Annotated in this window: 15 protein-coding genes and 2 tRNA genes; 2 read left to right on the top strand and 15 right to left on the bottom strand. The window is 60.1% G+C overall.

Annotated features, from left to right (window positions below):
• Window positions 1-27: 27 nt before the first annotated feature.
• From NN484_RS26130 to NN484_RS26105, 6 genes are all read right to left on the bottom strand, one after another.
• A tRNA-Met gene (locus NN484_RS26130) sits at window positions 28-104 on the bottom strand.
• An 86-nt stretch (window positions 105-190) separates the two neighbouring features.
• Window positions 191-1645, bottom strand: coding sequence for an amidase (locus NN484_RS26125; RefSeq protein ID WP_274658287.1), 1455 nt, complete (start codon window positions 1643-1645; stop codon window positions 191-193).
• A 61-nt stretch (window positions 1646-1706) separates the two neighbouring features.
• Entirely contained in the window at window positions 1707-2753 is a 1047-nt protein-coding gene (locus NN484_RS26120) for an ABC transporter substrate-binding protein (RefSeq protein ID WP_127652561.1), read from the bottom strand.
• A gap of 27 nt (window positions 2754-2780) precedes the next feature.
• On the bottom strand, window positions 2781-3587 hold the full coding sequence (locus NN484_RS26115; protein WP_007912916.1) for an ABC transporter permease: 807 nt from the start codon (window positions 3585-3587) through the stop codon (window positions 2781-2783).
• Window positions 3587-4507: an ABC transporter permease gene (locus NN484_RS26110; protein WP_274658286.1), complete on the bottom strand. Its 921-nt coding sequence runs from the start codon at window positions 4505-4507 to the stop codon at window positions 3587-3589. Before NN484_RS26110 ends, NN484_RS26115 begins: the two co-directional genes overlap by 1 nt.
• Window positions 4508-4522: 15 nt before the next feature.
• Complete coding sequence (locus tag NN484_RS26105; protein ID WP_274658285.1) at window positions 4523-5641, bottom strand: ABC transporter ATP-binding protein; 1119 nt, start codon at window positions 5639-5641, stop codon at window positions 4523-4525.
• A gap of 227 nt (window positions 5642-5868) precedes the next feature.
• Here NN484_RS26105 and NN484_RS26100 point away from each other — a divergent pair, with 227 nt between their 5' ends.
• Window positions 5869-6771, top strand: coding sequence for a LysR substrate-binding domain-containing protein (locus NN484_RS26100; RefSeq protein WP_127652564.1), 903 nt, complete (start codon window positions 5869-5871; stop codon window positions 6769-6771).
• Here the strand turns inward: NN484_RS26100 and NN484_RS26095 are convergent.
• Window positions 6764-8821 carry a methyl-accepting chemotaxis protein gene (locus NN484_RS26095; RefSeq protein WP_274658284.1) on the bottom strand — a complete coding sequence of 686 codons (2058 nt, stop codon included), beginning with the start codon at window positions 8819-8821 and terminating at the stop codon, window positions 6764-6766. The genes NN484_RS26100 and NN484_RS26095 overlap by 8 nt on opposite strands.
• Before the next feature lie 439 nt (window positions 8822-9260).
• Between NN484_RS26095 and NN484_RS26090 the strand changes: the two genes are divergently transcribed.
• Complete coding sequence (locus NN484_RS26090) at window positions 9261-10478, top strand: MFS transporter (protein ID WP_127652406.1); 1218 nt, start codon at window positions 9261-9263, stop codon at window positions 10476-10478.
• 182 nt (window positions 10479-10660) lie between these two features.
• Here the strand turns inward: NN484_RS26090 and ychF are convergent, their stop codons facing one another.
• The 8 genes from ychF to NN484_RS26050 form a co-directional block, all read right to left on the bottom strand.
• Window positions 10661-11761, bottom strand: coding sequence for a redox-regulated ATPase YchF (gene ychF / locus NN484_RS26085; protein WP_127652405.1), 1101 nt, complete (start codon window positions 11759-11761; stop codon window positions 10661-10663).
• Between the two features lie 22 nt (window positions 11762-11783).
• Window positions 11784-12368, bottom strand: coding sequence for an aminoacyl-tRNA hydrolase (gene pth, locus NN484_RS26080; protein WP_003228164.1), 585 nt, complete (start codon window positions 12366-12368; stop codon window positions 11784-11786).
• 171 nt (window positions 12369-12539) lie between these two features.
• Entirely contained in the window at window positions 12540-13142 is a 603-nt protein-coding gene (locus NN484_RS26075) for a 50S ribosomal protein L25/general stress protein Ctc (RefSeq protein ID WP_215502387.1), read from the bottom strand.
• Window positions 13143-13283: 141 nt separating this feature from the next.
• Window positions 13284-14225 (bottom strand): ribose-phosphate pyrophosphokinase, encoded by a 942-nt coding sequence (locus NN484_RS26070; RefSeq protein ID WP_003171603.1) that lies wholly within the window; start codon window positions 14223-14225, stop codon window positions 13284-13286.
• Window positions 14226-14270: 45 nt separating this feature from the next.
• Window positions 14271-14345 (bottom strand) — tRNA-Gln (locus NN484_RS26065).
• Between the two features lie 37 nt (window positions 14346-14382).
• A complete protein-coding gene (ispE, locus tag NN484_RS26060) occupies window positions 14383-15234 on the bottom strand; it encodes a 4-(cytidine 5'-diphospho)-2-C-methyl-D-erythritol kinase (RefSeq protein ID WP_127652403.1) in 852 nt (283 codons plus the stop codon).
• 2 nt (window positions 15235-15236) lie between these two features.
• A complete protein-coding gene (gene lolB, locus NN484_RS26055; protein ID WP_127652402.1) occupies window positions 15237-15854 on the bottom strand; it encodes a lipoprotein insertase outer membrane protein LolB in 618 nt (205 codons plus the stop codon).
• A gap of 3 nt (window positions 15855-15857) precedes the next feature.
• Complete coding sequence (locus NN484_RS26050; protein WP_127652401.1) at window positions 15858-17582, bottom strand: tetratricopeptide repeat protein; 1725 nt, start codon at window positions 17580-17582, stop codon at window positions 15858-15860.
• Window positions 17583-17713: the final 131 nt, after the last annotated feature.

The raw sequence follows: 17713 nt of genomic DNA, 5'->3' as shown, positions 1-17713 counted from the left end.
ACCTTTCGGTAAGCCGTTTTTAGTACTTGGTGGCTACACAGGGACTTGAACCCCGGACCCCAGCATTATGAATGCTATGCTCTAACCAACTGAGCTATGTAGCCAAGTGGCGCGCATTATTCCCCTGAAATGGAAAAGCGTCAAGCGTAAATTTAAAAATTTTTTCTACGCTTTCAACCGTTTATCAAAATCATGAGCCGAGCAGCGGCGAAGGGCAGCGTTGGAACCAGCGGCTGGCCTGCTCATAAGCATGCGCCAGTTGCAGAACCGCGAAGTCCGCCTGATGCCGGCCGATGATCTGCAACCCCATCGGCAACCCCTGTGCATTGAAGCCGGCCTGAACGCTCGCCACCGGGCAACCGGACAACGTGCCGGGAATCACCACCTCCATCCAGCGATGATAGGTGTCCATACTGACGCCCTCGATAGCGGTCGGCCAAGGCTGGGCCTTGTCGAACGGGAACACCTGGGCGCTGGGCAGCAGCAGGTAATCGTATCGTTCGAACAGTCGCGAGATCGCCCGATACCAATCGCTGCGCACCACCGAGGCGGCGAACACTTCACTGGCCGAAAGCTTCAAGCCGTTTTCCACTTCCCAGATCGCTTCCGGTTTCAACAACGCGCGTTTTTGTGGATCGGCGTAGGTCGCGCCCAAAGACCCCGCGACCATCCAATGACGCAGCGTCCGCCAACTGCTCCACAGCCGCTCAGGCGCGAACCCAGACTCAGCCGACTCAACGTGACAACCCAGACTCTCAAAATCGGCAAAGGTCTTCTCACACAGCGACAGCACACCGCTCTCCATCGGCAGGTAACCGTTGAAGTCTCCCAGCCATCCCAACCGCGTGCCTTTGAAGTCACGCTCCAGCGGCGCGGCAAATGCCTCGCCCGACTCACTGATCGACAATGGTGCCCGCGCATCGCCCCCGGCCTGCACCGACAGCAACAGCGCCGCATCCCTCACGCTGCGCGCCATCGGCCCTTCGTAACCCAACTGATCGAAAAACAGATCAGCGCTGTCATCAAACGGCACACGCCCCTGCGACGGTCGAAAACCAAAGATGTTGTTGAACGCCGCCGGATTACGCAGCGACCCCATCATGTCGCTGCCATCCGCCACCGGCACCAGATGCATCGCCAGCGCTGCCGCCGCGCCACCGCTGCTGCCACCTGCGGTTTTGCTCGGGTCGTACGCGCAAGCGGTCGCACCAAACAACGGGTTATAGCTCTGCGAACCGAGGCCGAATTCCGGGGTGTTGGTCTTGCCGATGATGGTTGCGCCGGCAGCCTTGATTCGCTCGACCATGATGCCGTCGCGCTCGGGCATGAAGTCCTTGAACAACGGCGAGCCAAGCGTGGTGCGGATGCCCTGGGTCAACGACAGATCCTTGATCGCGTGGGGCAGGCCATGCATCCAGCCGCGGTATTCGCCACGGGCCAGCTCGGCGTCGCGCGTATCGGCTTGAGCCAACAGACTTTCCGGTGATTGCAGGCTGATCAGCGCATTCACCAACGGGTTGAAGCGGTCGATGTGGGCAAGGTAAGTCTGCATCACTTCCCGGCAGGAAACCTGGCGCAGGCGGATGCGTTCGGCGAGCTCATGGGCCTGCAGCAGGACCAGTTCGCTGATGTTATTGGAGTTCATGACAACGGCGCCTTTCAGACGGCTGGAAAAACGCCCCGCCAGTTCGACGGGGCGGCAGGGATCAACGCATCAGGTTGGTCCAGAGACGGTCGGCCAGACGGATCGCGCCTTCACCGCAGGTCTTGCTGAACACCACGTTGGTGCCCTCGGGAATGTGCAATTCCGGCGCGTCCTTGAGCGCCGCATCGAGGAACGGCTCCACGCCTTTGATCGGGCTCTGGTGCTTGAGGAAGTTCTGCGTCATCGCCGAGTTTTCCGGCTGGCTGAGGAAGGCGATGAACGCCTTGGCATTCGCCGGGTTCTTGCTGCCGGTGGGGATGACCATGTTGTCGACCCAGGCCAGTACGCCTTCTTTCGGGTACAGGTATTTCAGCGTCGGTTTCATCTCCCGGGCGCGCATCGACGAGCCGCCCCAGAACATCGACATGTCGATTTCACCCGAAGCGAGGTTCTCGCGGATCGAGCCGGCCTTGGAACTGTAAGTCTTCACGAACGGCTTTTGTGCCTTGAGCAGCGTCAGCACTTGCTGCATCTGTTTCGGGTCTTCGCTGCACAGCGGAATGTTCAGGTAAAGGCTGGCCATGTCGACCATGTCGCTGACCGAATCGAACATGTTGATTCGCCCCTGCAGCTCGGCTGGCGGCTCGTACAAAACTTTGTAGCTGTCGGCCGGGCCTTTGTAGCGCGCACTGTCGAGCACGACGCTGGTGGTACCCCAGATGAACGGCACTGAATACGCGCCTTCCGGATCCCAGCTCGGCTTTTTCAGGTTATCCACAACACTGGCGTAGTAGGGCTCTTTGACCGGATCGAAGCGCTCCAGCAGGTTTTCCTTGATCAGGATCGGGATGAACTGGTGCGAGGGAATCGCCACGTCATACCCGGCGCCGCCCTGTTTCAGTTTGGCCAGCAGGGTCTCGTTGGAATCGTAGGAATCGACGGTGACTTCGATGCCGGTCTGCTTCTGGAACTTGGCGAGAATCTCCGGCGAGAAGTAACCACTCCAGCTCACCACGTTGAGTTTTTCCGCGGCCTGAACACTGCCGGTCATGACCAGCGGCACAGTCAGGAACAACGAAGTGCCGACGCTTTTTATCCACTTGCTCATGCGATTTCCCCACAGTTCTTGGAAGGTTCAGGCGTTCTTTTTGCCCAGCAGGTAAGAGAGGCTGACGAACAGCACCGAGACGCCCAGGATCAGGGTCGAGACGGCGTTGACGTCGGGTGTCACGCCCATGCGCAACAGGCCGAAGATGAAGATCGGCAGGGTCGTGGTGCCGGCCTGCGAGACCATCATCGAGATCACGAAGTTATCCAGCGAGACGATGAAGGCCAGCATCAGCCCGGAGAAAATCCCCGGCATCAGCAGCGGCAGGGTGACCTTGCGAAAGGTCCGCCACGGGCCGGCATAGAGGTCGGCGGAGGCTTGTTCCAGCGACAGGTCCATGTCGTTCAGCCGCGCACGGATCGGCAGGTAGGCGAACGGAATGCAGAACACCGTATGAGCGATGATCAGGTTGCCGTAACCCAGCGACAGGCCAATGGTCGAGAACAGCGCCAGCGTCGCCACACCGACAACAATTTCCGGCAGCACCAGCGGCAGCATGATCGCGCCCATCGACAAGTGCAGGCCCTTGAATTTCGCGCCGCGCGAAGTACCGAGGGCGGCGAGGGTGGCAATCGCGGTTGCGATCATGCTTGCGCAGACCGCGATCAACAGGCTGTTGCCGGCCGCTTGGCGCAAGGCCTGATTGGCGAACGCGGCGCGATACCAGTCGAGGCTGAAACCGGTCCACACCGTCGCCGACTGGTTGGCGTTGAACGAGAACACCACCAGCACCACGATCGGCGCGTACAGGTACAGATAGAACAGGAAACTGAAGCCGCCGAAGCCGGGGAAGTCCTGCACACCCAGCCCTTTGCGTTTGAATAGCGCGAGCATTACACACCTCCCTTGGCGATGCGCTGGCGCTCGGCGCGCAGGGCATACACGGTCAGCACCAACATCACCGCGGCCATCAGCACCAGCGACAACGCCGCGCCGAATGGCCAGTTACGCGCATCGCTGAACTGCCGGAAGATCAGGTTGCCGAGCATCATCCGTGTGCCGCCGCCGAGCAGTTCCGGAGCGATCATCGCGCCCAGGCACGGCACGAAGGTGAGGATGGCGCCGGCGAGAATCCCCGGTTTGGCGATCGGCAACACCACTTTGCGCAAGGTCCGCACGCGCCCGGCATACAGGTCCTGAGCCGCTTCGAGCAGGCGAATATCCATCTTTTCCAGCGTCGCGTAGATCGGCAACACCACGAACGGCGCGTAGGTGTAAACCAGCCCCAGCAGCACCGCGCCGTCGGTGTACAACAACTGCAACGGTTCATGGATGATGCCCATGCCCAGCAAACTGTTGTTGATCACCCCGGTGTTGCGCAGCAGCAGAATCCACGCGTAGGTGCGGATCAGCAGGTTGGCCCAGAACGGCACGGTGATCAGAAAGATCAGCAAACCACGCCGATGCGCTGGCTGCATCGCCAGCCAAACGGCCACCGGAAATCCGATCAGCAACGTGATGACCGTGGTCAGGCTGGCGATGCCCACCGAACGCAGGGCGATGATCAGGTAGGAATCGGCGAACGCGAGGCTGTCGTCCATTTGCCGTTCGAACAGTAACGAGGTGTAGGCGTCGCTGCTGAAGACTTTGTTGACCCCGCCGTAGGGGTTGGCTTCCATCAGCGAATAGCCGATGACGATCAGGATCGGCACCAACAGAAACAGGCCGATGGCGACCAGTGCCGGGCTGACTCCGAGAAAACTCTGGAAGGCCTTGCGGCGCTCCAGCGTGTTGGCAATCGGTAAGGCGTGCATGGCAACTCCTCGGGCTCAATCGTGCAGGACGCTGGCGCTTCCACGGTCGAACAACAGACCGGCCTGACTGCCGACGGCAAAGCGCAGGTTCTGGTCGACGCTGTTGGGTGTGCGCACGGTGAGACGCGAACCGTCGCCGAGACTGACCTGATATTGCAGGTCGGTGCCCAGATAAATCTGTGCTTCGATCCGGCATGGCAGCGCGGCCTCGGTCGCGGCGGGCACCAGGTGCAGGCGCTCGGGGCGTACGGACAAGGTCACGCTGACGCCGACCGCCACGTCGCTGCACGGTTGCGCCGGCAGCGGATGCCCGGCCGGCCCGGCGAACCAGGCCATGCCATCCTCGACTTTTGTGACCGTGCCCTGGATGAAGTTGGTTTCGCCGATGAAGTCGGCGACGAAGCGATTGCGCGGGCGTTCGTAGATGTCTTCCGGGCGGCCGACCTGCTGCACTTCGCCTTCGGACAGCACGGCGATGCGGTCGGACATGGTCAGCGCTTCTTCCTGGTCGTGGGTGACGAAGATGAAGGTGATGCCGGTCTTGGACTGAATGCTTTTCAGCTCTTCGCGCATGGCCTGGCGCAGCTTGAGGTCGAGTGCCGACAGCGGCTCATCCAGCAGCAGGACTTTCGGGTGCGGCGCCAAGGCGCGGGCCAGCGCTACACGTTGTTGCTGGCCGCCGGACAACTGCGCCGGCTTGCGATTGGCGAAGCGCTCCATCTGCACCAGTGCGAGCATCTCGCGCACGCGCTCGGCGATCTGCGCTTTGTTCAGCACTTTGCCCATCGGCTGCGATTCGAGGCCGAAGGCCAGGTTCTCGGCGATGGTCATGTGCGGGAACAGCGCGTAATGCTGGAACACCGTATTGACCGGGCGCTGGAACGGCGGGCGGTCGGCGATGTTTTCGCCGTAGAGCAGGATTTCGCCCTGAGTGGGAAATTCAAAGCCGGCGATCATCCGCAGCAGCGTGGTCTTGCCGCAGCCGGACGGGCCGAGCAGGGTGAAGAATTCGTTGTCGCGAATGTCCAGGTCGATGTTTTTCAACGCCACCGGACCGGTGTTTGGATCACCGTAAACCTTGCGCACCGAGCGGATGGACACCGCCAGCGTTTGCAGCGAATGCAGGGCATTCATGCGTTACCTCCGATTCCCCCATCGCCTGCGATTGCGCTGCAAGTCAGCCAATCAGTCGGGCCATGGATATTATTTTTCTGGGCAGGATCGAGATTGCGTACGGGGTGAAACCAGCTGTTTTTTTATTCTGCTGTGGCTCGATTATCAGCGAGGGGTTGCGCGGGGCGAAACTTCAATTTAAACATGGCAGGTGTTAGTTAATTTAATAGCCAAAGGTGCCAGGAATCATGCCCGACCACCGTTTGCCGCCGCTCAACGCGGTGCGTGCATTTGATGCCGCCGCCCGTCTGGGCAGCTATGTCGAGGCCTCGAAAGCCCTGCACGTGACCCAGCCGGCGATTGGCCGGCACGTGAAGTTGCTCGAGGACTGGCTGGGCATTCAGCTGTTCGAGCGTACTTCGCGCGGGGTCAACCTGACACCGGCGGGGGAGAAGTACCACCGCAAGATCGCCGCCGCCCTGCAGTTGATCATCGAGGCCGGCAACGAGGCGCAACCCAAGGACGCCGAGCGCTGGTTGCGGATCATGGTAGTGCCGGGTTTTGCCAAGCGCTGGTTGATGCCACGGATCGAAGCGATGCGCCATTTGCGGCCGGGTTTGAAGTTCGCCATCGAGCCGAACTCGACCTTCACCGAAGTCGATGGCAAGAGCGCCGATCTGGGGATCGTCTACGGCCTCGACGGGCAGTACGCCGACTCACGTGAGGCGCTGATCTGCCCGCGCGTGTTTCCGATCTGCACCCCGCAATACCTCGCCAGTATCGGGCCTGTGACCGGCCCGGCGGATCTGGTCCGCCACGAGTTGATCCATGTCGATGACGGCGAATGGTGGAACCTGTGGTTCGCCGCTCATGACCTGGATATTCACCTCAACTCCGACATGCTCTACGTCAACAACGATCACGCGCTGTCGGTGGCCGAGAGCGGGCAGGGCATTGCGCTGGCCAACGAAGTGCTGGTTCGCGAGGAACTCAAATCCGGCAAATTGGTGCGCGCCGTGGACGCTCAGGTGAAGCTCGAAAGCTACCGGGTACTGACGCCGTCCGCCGAGCTCTCGGCGGATGTGGCGTGGTTTATCCAGTGGCTCAAGACCGAGCTGGAAGCGGACTTCCCCGAAGCACTGATCAACTGAGGCGGAAGCGTGCGGTGTTGTCGCTCAGGGCCTTGCTGCCCTGACTCAGGGTGTCCGCCGCCAGATTCACCGCCCGCGCGCCTTCAAGCAGACGCACAGCCGCCTGATCGACCTGCTGGATATTGCCGCTGACTTCATCGGCGGTACTCGCCTGTTCCTCGACCGCCGTGGCGATCTGCGCCAGGGTGTCGGTGACGCTCTGCACTGCGCTGGCAATCTCGCCCAGACGCTCACCCAGACCGGTCACGGCCTCGGCATCCGACTGCGCCTGGCCGCACGCCGCTTCCATCAGGCTCACCGCCTCGTTGACCGTGGCGCGCAGGCTGTCGACCGTGCCGGCGATCTGCGCGGTCGATGACTGAGTGCGTTGCGACAGGCTGCGGACTTCATCGGCGACCACGGCAAAACCGCGACCCTGTTCGCCGGCGCGCGCGGCCTCGATCGCGGCGTTGAGCGCCAGCAGGTTGGTCTGCTCGGCCACGCCACGAATGGTGTCGACCACCAGTTGAATCTGCTGCCCCTGTTCGCTGACTCGACCGAGTGCGGCGGCGGTCTCGTTCAAGCGTTGATTGAGCTGCTGAATGCTCGCGGTGGTGCGCTGACTGTCGCGGCTGCTGTCGGCGGCGATGCGTCGGGTGTGTTGAGCGCTGCCGGAGGCCTGTTCGCAACTCTGCGCGACGCCTTGCGAGGTCGCGGCCAGTTGCGTGGCAGCGGCGGCGATCTGGCTGATCTGCAACTGCTGCGCCTCGACTTCACTCAGCGCGCCGCTGGAATGATCGTTGAGGCTGCGCACGGCGTGACTCAGTTGCGAGGTTTCGTGATCGACCCCGAGCATGCTGGTGCGCAATTGCACCACGGCGACGTTGAGTGCGGTGCTGATCGCCGCCAGCTCATCGCGGCCCACCACTGGCACTTGCAGGCTGAGGTTGCCGTCGCGCAGGGCTTCGGCGAGCAGGGTGATGCCGCTGGCGCTGCGGCGGATCGAGGCTTGCAGGCAGACGAACAGATACAAAGCCGCCAGCAGCAGGCAACCGAACACGGCGGCGACCACAATGAACTGGCGAATCGCCGAAGCGTGGTAGGCGTCGAGGCGCTGATCCAGCGAGAGCAGCGATTGCTGGCGCAACGAGGCGAGATCGCCGAGCAGTGCGTCGAGGCTGCGTTCGAAGTCTTCGGGCTTGAGGGTGATGCTGCCGCCGAACACGCCGTCATCCAGCACCTTCAGGCCGGCATCGAGGCGCTTGAGGTTGTCGTGATATTGGCCGGCCCAGGTCTGCAAGTCGCTCGGCAGCCGTGCTTCGAGCAAACTGGCGGTTTTCACCAGTTGCTCGCGGGCGTCGCCGATGCGACTGCGCAGATCGCGCAATTGCAGGCGGCTTTGCAGGGTGAACTGGCCCGAGACTACCGAAGCCTGACCGACGGCGGCGAGGCGGCCGACGCGCTCGATCAGGTCCGGCGCGTGCTGCGTGGAGATCTGCGTCAGCAGGTAGGTTTCCAGCCACGGCGCGAGGGTCAGGCGGTTGTCCATGACGATCTGCTCACGCAAGGCTTGCAGGGCGCTGAGGGCGTTGGTGAAACGCTCATAACCGTCCGGCCACCAGCCGACACTGCTGAGGCTTTTCGAATCCAGACCGCCGAGTGCGGTTTGCAACGCTTGATAGCGGGCAAGGGTTTCACCTTCGGCACCTTCCTTGCTCAGCGCATTGCCCAGATCACTGGTAGCTTGCACGAGGGCCGGTTGCACGGCGTCGAATGCAGCCATGGCGGCGAGAGTGGCCGGGGTCGGCTGGCGATTGGTTTCGGTGGCGCGCCAACGGGCGGCACGGTCACGTTGGGCGGCGAGCAGGTTGTCCAGCGCGTCGAGGCTGAGCAACTGGCGCACGCCGGCGCGTTCGCCGGAAATCAGGTTGAGCTTGGCGCGGTAGTCCTGGCCGATCATCAGCAGGCTGCCGGCCAACGGCAGAATGAACAACAGAAACAACAGCTGGAATTTACGCGCGAAGCCAAACCGCCCCAGCAATTTGATCCCCGGTGACAAGAAAGCCTGCATGCCTCATGACTCCTCTGGACACCACGCACTAATGGCGTGCATCGCGGTCGTGCAAACCGGGATGTTGTGCCCTGCTAAAAGGCCTCGAAAGTTCACTCTCGCCCGCTCTGTAGGCCGGCTCTGTAGCGAAACTTCCCATTCTCGGCGACCTTTGTAAGGCCGCCGCGTTCGGGGGAGAAGCAAGGCAAGATTCAGACCATGGCGTTGCGCTATCACCTTTAAGAACAACGCGCTCCCTCTGTAGGAGCTGCCGAAGGCTGCGATCTTTTGATCTTTGTTTTTAGAAGCAAGATCAAAAGATCGCAGCCTTCGGCAGCTCCTACAGGGTTCGGTTATTCAGTTGGTTAGTTAGCTGGCTAAGAGGATGGCGCAGACGCACCGAAAAATGGCACATTGGCGGTCCTGCCTGCGTGCGCCCATCTGCTGTACGGAAATCTTCATGGCTATCAGCAACGTTCAGACCGCCGCTGCCTCGGCGCCCGCTGCTCCGCAAAGCAGTCCACTGGTGATGCGTATCATCGGCGCCGTGGCGCTGGCGCATTTGATCAACGACCTGATTCAGTCGGTGCTGCCGTCGATCTACCCGATGCTCAAGGCCAAATACGATCTGAGCTTTACTCAGGTCGGCCTGATCACACTCACTTTCCAGTTGACGGCCTCGCTGCTGCAGCCGTGGGTCGGTTATCACACGGATCGTCATCCTAAGCCGTGGCTGTTGCCGGTAGGCTCCATTTGCACACTGATTGGCATCGTGATGATGTCGATGGTGGGCAGTTTTCCATTGATTCTGTTGGCGGCGGCGCTCATCGGCATTGGCTCCTCGACCTTTCACCCCGAGGCTTCGCGGATTGCGCGGCTGGCTTCGGGCGGACGCTTTGGGCTGGCGCAATCGACCTTCCAGGTGGGCGGTAACGCCGGTTCGGCGTTCGGTCCGTTGCTGGCGGCGGCGATCATCATTCCGTTCGGTCAAGGCAATGTGGCGTGGTTCGGCCTGTTCGCGGTGTTCGCGTTGTTCGTGCTGTACCGCATCAGTCGCTGGTACGCCCATCACCTCAACCTGTTCAAGCTCAAGGCCGGCCAGGCGGCGACTCACGGGTTATCGAAGGGCAGGGTGACCAGTGCGCTGGTGGTGCTGGGGCTGTTGGTGTTTTCCAAGTATTTCTACATGGCCAGCCTCACGAGCTATTTCACCTTCTATCTGATCGAGAAGTTCGACCTGTCGGTCGCCAGCTCGCAGTTGCACCTGTTTCTGTTTCTCGGCGCCGTAGCAGCGGGCACGTTTTTCGGTGGGCCGATTGGCGACAAGATCGGGCGTAAGGCGGTGATCTGGTTTTCGATCCTCGGTGTGGCACCGTTCACGCTGCTCATGCCTCACGTCGATCTGTTCTGGACCACCCTCCTCAGCGTGCTGATCGGCTTCATCCTCGCCTCGGCGTTCTCGGCGATTGTGGTGTACGCGCAGGAACTGGTGCCGGGCAACGTCGGCATGATCGCCGGGGTGTTCTTTGGTTTGATGTTTGGCTTCGGCGGGATTGGTGCGGCACTGCTCGGGCACCTGGCGGATGTACACGGGATTGAGTACGTGTATTTTCTGTGTTCGTTCCTGCCGTTGTTTGGCGTGTTGGCGATCTTCTTGCCGCGTACCAAGAAGGCCTGATTCCACGCAATTCCAATTGTAGGAGTGAGCCTGCTCGCGATAGCGGCGTGTCAGTTGCGGTTGATTTAACTGACACTCCGCTATCGCGAGCAGGCTCACTCCTACAGGGGGAATCTGTTGGCCATAAATCGCAGGCACAAAAAAGCCGCGTATCAAACGCGGCTTTTTCTTGGGCGTAACGCTTACACGTTGAAGCGGAAGTGCATCACGTCGCCGTCTTTAACGATGTAATCCTTGCCTTCCAGACGCCATTTACCGGCTTCTTTGGTACCGGCTTCGCCCTTGTACTGGATGAAGTCGTTGTAGGCGATCACTTCAGCGCGGATGAAGCCTTTCTCGAAGTCGGTGTGGATCACGCCGGCCGCTTGTGGTGCGGTGGCCCCGACGCGGACGGTCCAGGCGCGGACTTCTTCGACACCGGCGGTGAAGTAGGTCTGCAGGTGCAGCATTTCGTAGCCGGCGCGGATCACGCGGTTCAGGCCAGGCTCTTCCAGGCCCAGGGCCTCGAGGAACATGTCCTTCTCTTCACCGTCGTCGAGCTCGGCGATTTCCGCTTCGATCTTGTTGCAGACTGGAACGACCATGGCGCCTTCTTCTTCGGCGATGGCCTTGACCACGTCCAGATGCGGGTTGTTCTCGAAACCGTCTTCAGCCACGTTGGCGATGTACATGACCGGTTTGGTGGTCAGCAGGTGGAAGCCTTTGATCACGGCCTTTTCGTCAGCGCTCATGTTCTTCATCAGGCTGCGCGCAGGCTTGGCTTCGGTGAAGTGCGCGATCAACTGCTCCAGCAGGCCTTTCTGAACCACGGCATCCTTGTCGCCGCCCTTGGCGTTGCGCGCGACTTTCTGCAGTTGCTTCTCGCAGCTGTCGAGGTCAGCGAAGATCAGTTCCAGGTCGATGATCTCGATATCGCGTTTCGGGTCGACGCTGTTGGACACGTGGATCACGTTGTCGTCTTCGAAGCAGCGCACCACGTGAGCGATGGCGTCGGTTTCACGGATGTTGGCCAGGAACTTGTTGCCCAGGCCTTCACCTTTCGAGGCGCCGGCCACCAGACCTGCGATGTCGACGAACTCCATGGTGGTCGGCAGGATGCGCTTCGGATTGACGATGGCCGCCAGAGCGTCCAGACGCGGATCCGGCATCGGCACGATGCCGCTGTTCGGCTCGATGGTGCAGAAGGGGAAGTTCTCGGCCGCGATACCGGATTTGGTCAGGGCGTTGAACAGGGTGGACTTGCCGACGTTAGGCAGGCCGACGATGCCGCAATTGAATCCCATGGTGTTTCCCCTCGGATTAGAGTCAGGCCTTCTGGCTGTGCAGGTTTTTCATCGCGCGGTTCCATTCACCGGCGAGGATATCCGGCAGCACGCCGAGGGCAAAGTCGATGCTGGCATCGAGTTTTTCCTGTTCGGCGCGTGGCGCACGACCCAGGACGAAATTTGAAACCATACTGGCGACACCCGGGTGGCCGATGCCAAGCCGCAGGCGGTAGAAAGTATTCTGATTGCCCAGTTGCGCAATGATGTCGCGCAACCCGTTGTGACCGCCATGGCCGCCGCCCTGCTTGAGCTTGGCAACGCCCGGAGGCAAATCGAGTTCGTCGTGCGCCACGAGGATTTCTTCAGGCTTGATGCGGAAGAAACCGGCGAGTGCCGCCACGGCCTGGCCGCTGCGGTTCATGTAGGTGGTGGGAATCAGCAGACGAACATCCTGACCCTGATGCGAATAGCGCCCGGTCAGGCCGAAATATTTGCGATCGGCCACAAGGTTCACACCTTGCGCGGCGGCGATGCGCTCAACAAAAAGGGCCCCTGCGTTATGCCGGGTCTGTTCGTATTCAGCGCCTGGATTTCCCAGGCCAACGATCAGTTTGATGGCAGTCACGATAGGGGCCCTTCCTTGGAGTGGTGGATAACATCGCCGCGATCAGGGAAAGCGGCGAAAGTGGACGAAAATTGCTCATTTACCATGAATGTAAACTCCGCGTTCTCGCCCGCTTTCTCGCTACGTTCCAGTCCGCGATGTTACTTGCTCACTCAGGCATAACAGAGTGAATTACTCTGCTGCGCCTTCTTCGGTAGCTTCTGGAGCAACACGTGGAGCGTGGACGTTGGCAACAGCCTTGTCATCGCCGTGTGCCAGAGCAACGAACTCAACGCCTTTAGGAGCTTTGAGGTCCGACAGGTGAATGATCGAACCGATTTCAGCGTTAGCCAGGTCGACTTCGATGAACTCAGGCAGATCTTTTGGCAGGCAGGAAACTTCGATCTCGGCAACAACGTGCGAGATTTCGCCGCCTTTCTTCACTGGAGCAGCTTCGTTGACGAAGTGCACAGGAACGATAGCGGTCAGTTTCTGGCCAGCTACAACGCGTACGAAGTCAGCGTGCATCACGTGGCCTTTGGCCGGGTGACGTTGCAGAGCTTTGATGACGACGTTCTGTTTCTTGCCACCAACGTTCAGCTCGATGATGTGGCTGTAAGCCGCTTCGTTTTCGAGCAGTTTGGCAACTTCTTTGGCCAGCATGCTGATGGATTCAGGGGCTTTGTCGCCACCGTAAACAACAGCTGGAACCAGGGCGGCGAGACGACGCAGGCGGCGGCTCGCACCTTTCCCCAGGTCGGAACGCACTTCAGCATTCAGAGTAAAATCGTTCATTTTGTATCTCCAAAATAGCCATGACCGAGTGGCGTTTGCGACCAGCGCCAAACACGGTATGGGCAAAAAAGCCCCGCCCCGACAGGAATGCCGGGGCGGGGCGCTTTTCGTCAACGAGACATTTCGAGAAGGGCAGGGCCCTTAACGGAACATCGCGCTGATCGATTCTTCATTGCTGATGCGGCGAACCGCTTCGGCAACAACCGGTGCGATATCCAGTTGACGGATACGTGCACAGGCTTGTGCGGCAGCGGACAGCGGGATGGTGTTGGTCACCACCAGCTCGTCCAGCACGGAATTTTCGATATTCTCGATGGCCCGACCCGACAGCACTGGGTGTGTGCAGTAGGCAAAGACCTTGGCTGCGCCATGCTCTTTCAAGGCCTTGGCCGCGTGGCACAGAGTGCCGGCGGTATCGACCATGTCATCGACCAGAATGCAGGTACGCCCTTCGACATCACCGATGATATGCATCACTTCAGAGTGATTGGCTTTCTCACGGCGTTTGTCGATGATCCCGAGATCCACGCCCAGGGATTTGGCAACGGCACGTGCACGCACGACGCCACCAATGTCCGGGGACACGATCATCAGGTTTTCGAAGCGCTGATCTTCGATGTCATCCACCAGAACCGGGGAGCCGTAGATGTTATCTACCGGAATATCGAAGAAACCCTGAATCTGGTCAGCATGCAGATCAACCGTGAGAACACGGTCGATGCCGACTACGGTAAGCATGTCAGCAACGACTTTCGCGCTGATAGCCACACGTGCGGAACGCGGACGGCGATCCTGACGGGCATAACCAAAATAAGGAATAACAGCAGTGATACGAGTAGCCGAGGAGCGGCGGAAGGCGTCAGCCATCACTACCAGTTCCATCAGGTTATCGTTGGTCGGAGCGCAAGTCGGCTGAATAATGAAAACGTCTTTACCGCGAACGTTTTCATTGATCTCGGCAGTAATTTCGCCGTCGGAGAACTTACCGACAGAGATGTCACCGAGAGGGATATGCAGCTGACGTACAACACGCCGAGCCAGATCGGGGTTAGCGTTCCCCGTAAAGACCATCATCTTGGACACGCGCAGTACCTAGAGGCTGAGGGTAACCTGGATGAGTAAAGAAAATGGCAGGGGCGGCTGGATTCGAACCAACGCATGGCAGGATCAAAACCTGCTGCCTTACCGCTTGGCGACGCCCCTGTATCTGTTGCTTCAAGTGCCTGGCACTTGATTCCTTTTAGAGCAGACTTTGCAGCTTGCGATGCAACATCGAAACGTTGCTTCCTTTTGCTACAAACCCTGTAAGGGTCTCTGTCAGAAGGGCCGAGACTTTATCAGCTTCAGCTTTGCTTGGGAAGCCCCCAAACACACAACTTCCAGTTCCGGTTAGTTTTGCTTCGGTAAATTTACCTAACAAATCCAATGCGTTACGTACCTCTGGATAACGCCTTGCAACCACCGGCAAGCAGTCATTTCGACTGTTTCCCTCGGGAACGGGGCGCACTTTAATGGGCGGCGTGTTACGTGTCAACAAAGGATCGGAAAAAATTTCTGCCGTACTTACAGAGACTTGCGGCACGAGCACCAGATACCACGGTTCTTCGGGGTCGACCGGGGTCAGTTTCTCACCCACGCCTTCGGCAAATGCCGCGTGACCACGGACGAAAACCGGGACGTCGGCACCCAGTGTCAGGCCCAGTGCAGCGAGGCGATCCTCATCCCAGCCCAGTTGCCACAAGTGATTGAGACCGAGCAGGGTAGTGGCCGCATTCGAACTGCCGCCGCCGATGCCTCCGCCCATGGGCAGCACTTTATCAATCCAGATGTCGATACCGAGGGTGCAGCCGGATTGTGCCTGGAGCATTTTTGCCGCGCGCACGATCAGGTTACTGTCGTGGGGCACACCGGCGAATTCGGTGTGCAGACGAATCACGCCGTCATCACGCACGGCGAAAGTGATTTCGTCGCCGTAATCGACGAACTGAAACAGCGTCTGCAGTTCGTGATAGCCGTCTTCGCGGCGACCGAGAATGTGCAACATCAGATTGAGCTTGGCTGGCGACGGCAGCGTCAGGCGTGGAGCGCTCATGCTTACTGCCCCAATTTACGCGGTTGCCAGGTCTTGATCACCAGCGTCACGTCAAGGTCGGTGCCGTGCAGTTTGATTCGCTCGGGCAGCCAGTAACCGTTCTGCTCGGCGTAGCTGAGGTACTCGACCTGCCAGCCATCCTGTTCCAGATTGGCCAGGCGGCTGTCGTTATCGAGGGTCAGACGGCTTTTGCTGCTTGGCGCCGGCAGGCCGCGGACCCACCAGGCCAGATTCGATACCGGCAGTTTCCAGCCGAGTTGCTCTTCGAGCAGCGATTCCGGCGACTCGGAGTCATAGCGACCCTGATTGGCGACTTCCAGCGAGACCTTGCCCGGACGCCCGGTCAGACGTGCCGCGCCACGACCCAGCGGGCCGGACAGACGAATGTCGTAATAGTCCTGACGCTGCAGCCAGAACAGCGTGCCGCTACCGGAATCTTTCGGTGCGCGGATGCCGATCTTGCCGTCGATCTGCCAGCCGTCGAGGCCGGTCAGCTGTTGTTTGTTCGCGGCCCATTGAGCCGGACTGCCGTGGCCCTCGACCGATTCGCGAGCGCCGAAGCCCGCGCAACCGGCGAGCAGGGCGATGAAGCTGAAAACAATGACGTGGCGCAAAAACATGAGTTAAAGAGTCTCGGATCCGGTCAGGCGCTTGATGGTGCTGCGCAGGATGGTGCTGTCGGGCTGATCCTTGAGGAACTTGCCCCAGATTTGCTTGGCTTCACGCTGATTACCCTTGGTCCACAGCACTTCGCCCAGGTGCGCGGCGACTTCGTGGTCAGGGAAACGCTCCAGTGCCTGACGCAGATATTTCTCGGCGTCGTCCAGATTGCCCATGCGGAAGTTCACCCAGCCGAGGCTGTCGAGTACCGCCGGATCTTCCGGATTGATCTGGTGCGCCTGTTCGATCAGCGCCTTGGCTTCCGCATAGCGGGTGGTGCGATCGGACAGGGTGTAACCCAGGGCGTTGAGCGCCATGGCGTTGTCCGGGTCACGCTTGATGATCAGACGCAGGTCTTTTTCCATCTGCGCCAGGTCATTGCGTTTTTCCGCGAGCATGGCCCGGGTGTAGAGCAGATTCAGGTCATCCGGGTATTGCAGCAGGGCTTGCTGCAAGACTTTCCAGGCCTTGTCGTCGTGTTTGTTGGCCGACAGGGTTTCGGATTCGATCAGGTACAGCTGGATCGCGTAATCCGGTTGCGCGTCGCGCTCGGTTGCCAGTTTGCTTTGCGCTTCGGCGGTCTTGCCGTTGTTCATCAGGATATCGGCCTGACGCAGTTGCGCCGGCAGATAGTCATTGCCCGGGCCGACCTGGGCGTATTCGATCAGCGCGCCCTGCGGGTCGTTGCGCTCTTCAGCGATGCGACCGAGGTTCAGGTGCGCCGAATCGACGTGGCTTTCCCGGGCGATCAGGTCTTCCAGATAACCCTTGGCCTCGTCCCAGGCCTTGGCTTCCAGGCACACCAGCGCCAGCGAGTAACGCAGTTCATCGTCTTCGGGGTATTGCTGAACGAGGGTGGAGAACTCGACCTTGGCGTCGTCCATCCGGTCCTGTTCGACCAGCGTGCGCGCATAGGTCAGGCGCAGGCGCTTGTCGTCCGGGTATTTCTTGATGCTTTTGCGCAGCAGCGGCAGGGCTTCGTCGCCACGATTCATGGTTTGTAGCAGGCGCGCGCGCAGCAGAATCGGTGCGATCTCGCCTTCTTCCGGCGGGTTGTCTTCGAGCAGGGTCAATGCGGCTTTATTGTCGCCGTCCTGTTGCAGCAGCAGAGCCTTGCCGAAAATCAGCTGACTGTTCTTCGGGTGGCGCTGCAGCAGACGGTCGAAACTTTTCATCAGACCGTTGCGGGTTTCCTGATCGGTGTCGGCTGCCGACAGCGCGAGGAAGTCGAAATGGGTGTCGCCCTTGCCCTGCAGGACTTTCTCCATATAGACCATGGAGTCGTCATAACGCCCGGCGCGGGCCAGTTGCACGGCGGCGGCGCGTTGCGCTTCGAGGTCGTCGGGGGCGTTTTTTGCCCAGATCAGCGCGGTATCCAGCGCAGGCTGGTCGGCGCCCAGGTATTCGGCGATGCGGAACGCGCGCTCGGAAACACCTGGATCCTGGGTATTGATGGCCTGGGTCACGTAGTTGTCCAGGGCAATGTCGAAGCGATTGCGCTGGCCGGCGAGTTCGGCGCTCAACAGACTGAAAACGGTTTCCTCGCTGAACGAGCTGTAAACCTTGGGCTTTTCAGGCGTGGGCGTGGTGTCTTCGACCGGCGGAGTACCGTCCGGCGAAACGGGGGCCAAGGCCTGGCAGCCGCTGAGGAAGACAAAAGCAAGGAGCAACGCGGAAGATCTATTCATATAGGAGAAGGACGACTAACCTGCGGTCGGATCATCATGACACAAGCCTTCGGCCAAACATAACCGCTCAGGCAATTTACGCTATCCCCTGTAGGAGCTGCCTCAGGCTGGGATCTTTTGATCTTGCTTCT

Origin of the sequence: Pseudomonas serboccidentalis (genome assembly GCF_028830055.1) — a bacterium.
GTDB lineage: Bacteria > Pseudomonadota > Gammaproteobacteria > Pseudomonadales > Pseudomonadaceae > Aquipseudomonas > Aquipseudomonas serboccidentalis.
This window is presented reverse-complemented; position numbering and strand designations above follow the sequence as displayed.

What these genes read in the sequence shown, in the direction of transcription:
- NN484_RS26125 (WP_274658287.1), bottom strand. Translation starts at nt 1,645, where the DNA reads ATGAACTCCAATAACATCAGCGAACTGGTCCTGCTGCAGGCCCATGAG.
- NN484_RS26120 (WP_127652561.1), bottom strand. Translation starts at nt 2,753, where the DNA reads ATGAGCAAGTGGATAAAAAGCGTCGGCACTTCGTTGTTCCTGACTGTG.
- NN484_RS26115 (WP_007912916.1), bottom strand. Translation starts at nt 3,587, where the DNA reads ATGCTCGCGCTATTCAAACGCAAAGGGCTGGGTGTGCAGGACTTCCCC.
- NN484_RS26110 (WP_274658286.1), bottom strand. Translation starts at nt 4,507, where the DNA reads ATGCACGCCTTACCGATTGCCAACACGCTGGAGCGCCGCAAGGCCTTC.
- NN484_RS26105 (WP_274658285.1), bottom strand. Translation starts at nt 5,641, where the DNA reads ATGAATGCCCTGCATTCGCTGCAAACGCTGGCGGTGTCCATCCGCTCG.
- NN484_RS26100 (WP_127652564.1), top strand. Translation starts at nt 5,869, where the DNA reads ATGCCCGACCACCGTTTGCCGCCGCTCAACGCGGTGCGTGCATTTGAT.
- NN484_RS26095 (WP_274658284.1), bottom strand. Translation starts at nt 8,821, where the DNA reads ATGCAGGCTTTCTTGTCACCGGGGATCAAATTGCTGGGGCGGTTTGGC.
- NN484_RS26090 (WP_127652406.1), top strand. Translation starts at nt 9,261, where the DNA reads ATGGCTATCAGCAACGTTCAGACCGCCGCTGCCTCGGCGCCCGCTGCT.
- ychF (WP_127652405.1), bottom strand. Translation starts at nt 11,761, where the DNA reads ATGGGATTCAATTGCGGCATCGTCGGCCTGCCTAACGTCGGCAAGTCC.
- NN484_RS26075 (WP_215502387.1), bottom strand. Translation starts at nt 13,142, where the DNA reads ATGAACGATTTTACTCTGAATGCTGAAGTGCGTTCCGACCTGGGGAAA.
- ispE (WP_127652403.1), bottom strand. Translation starts at nt 15,234, where the DNA reads ATGAGCGCTCCACGCCTGACGCTGCCGTCGCCAGCCAAGCTCAATCTG.
- lolB (WP_127652402.1), bottom strand. Translation starts at nt 15,854, where the DNA reads ATGTTTTTGCGCCACGTCATTGTTTTCAGCTTCATCGCCCTGCTCGCC.
- NN484_RS26050 (WP_127652401.1), bottom strand. Translation starts at nt 17,582, where the DNA reads ATGAATAGATCTTCCGCGTTGCTCCTTGCTTTTGTCTTCCTCAGCGGC.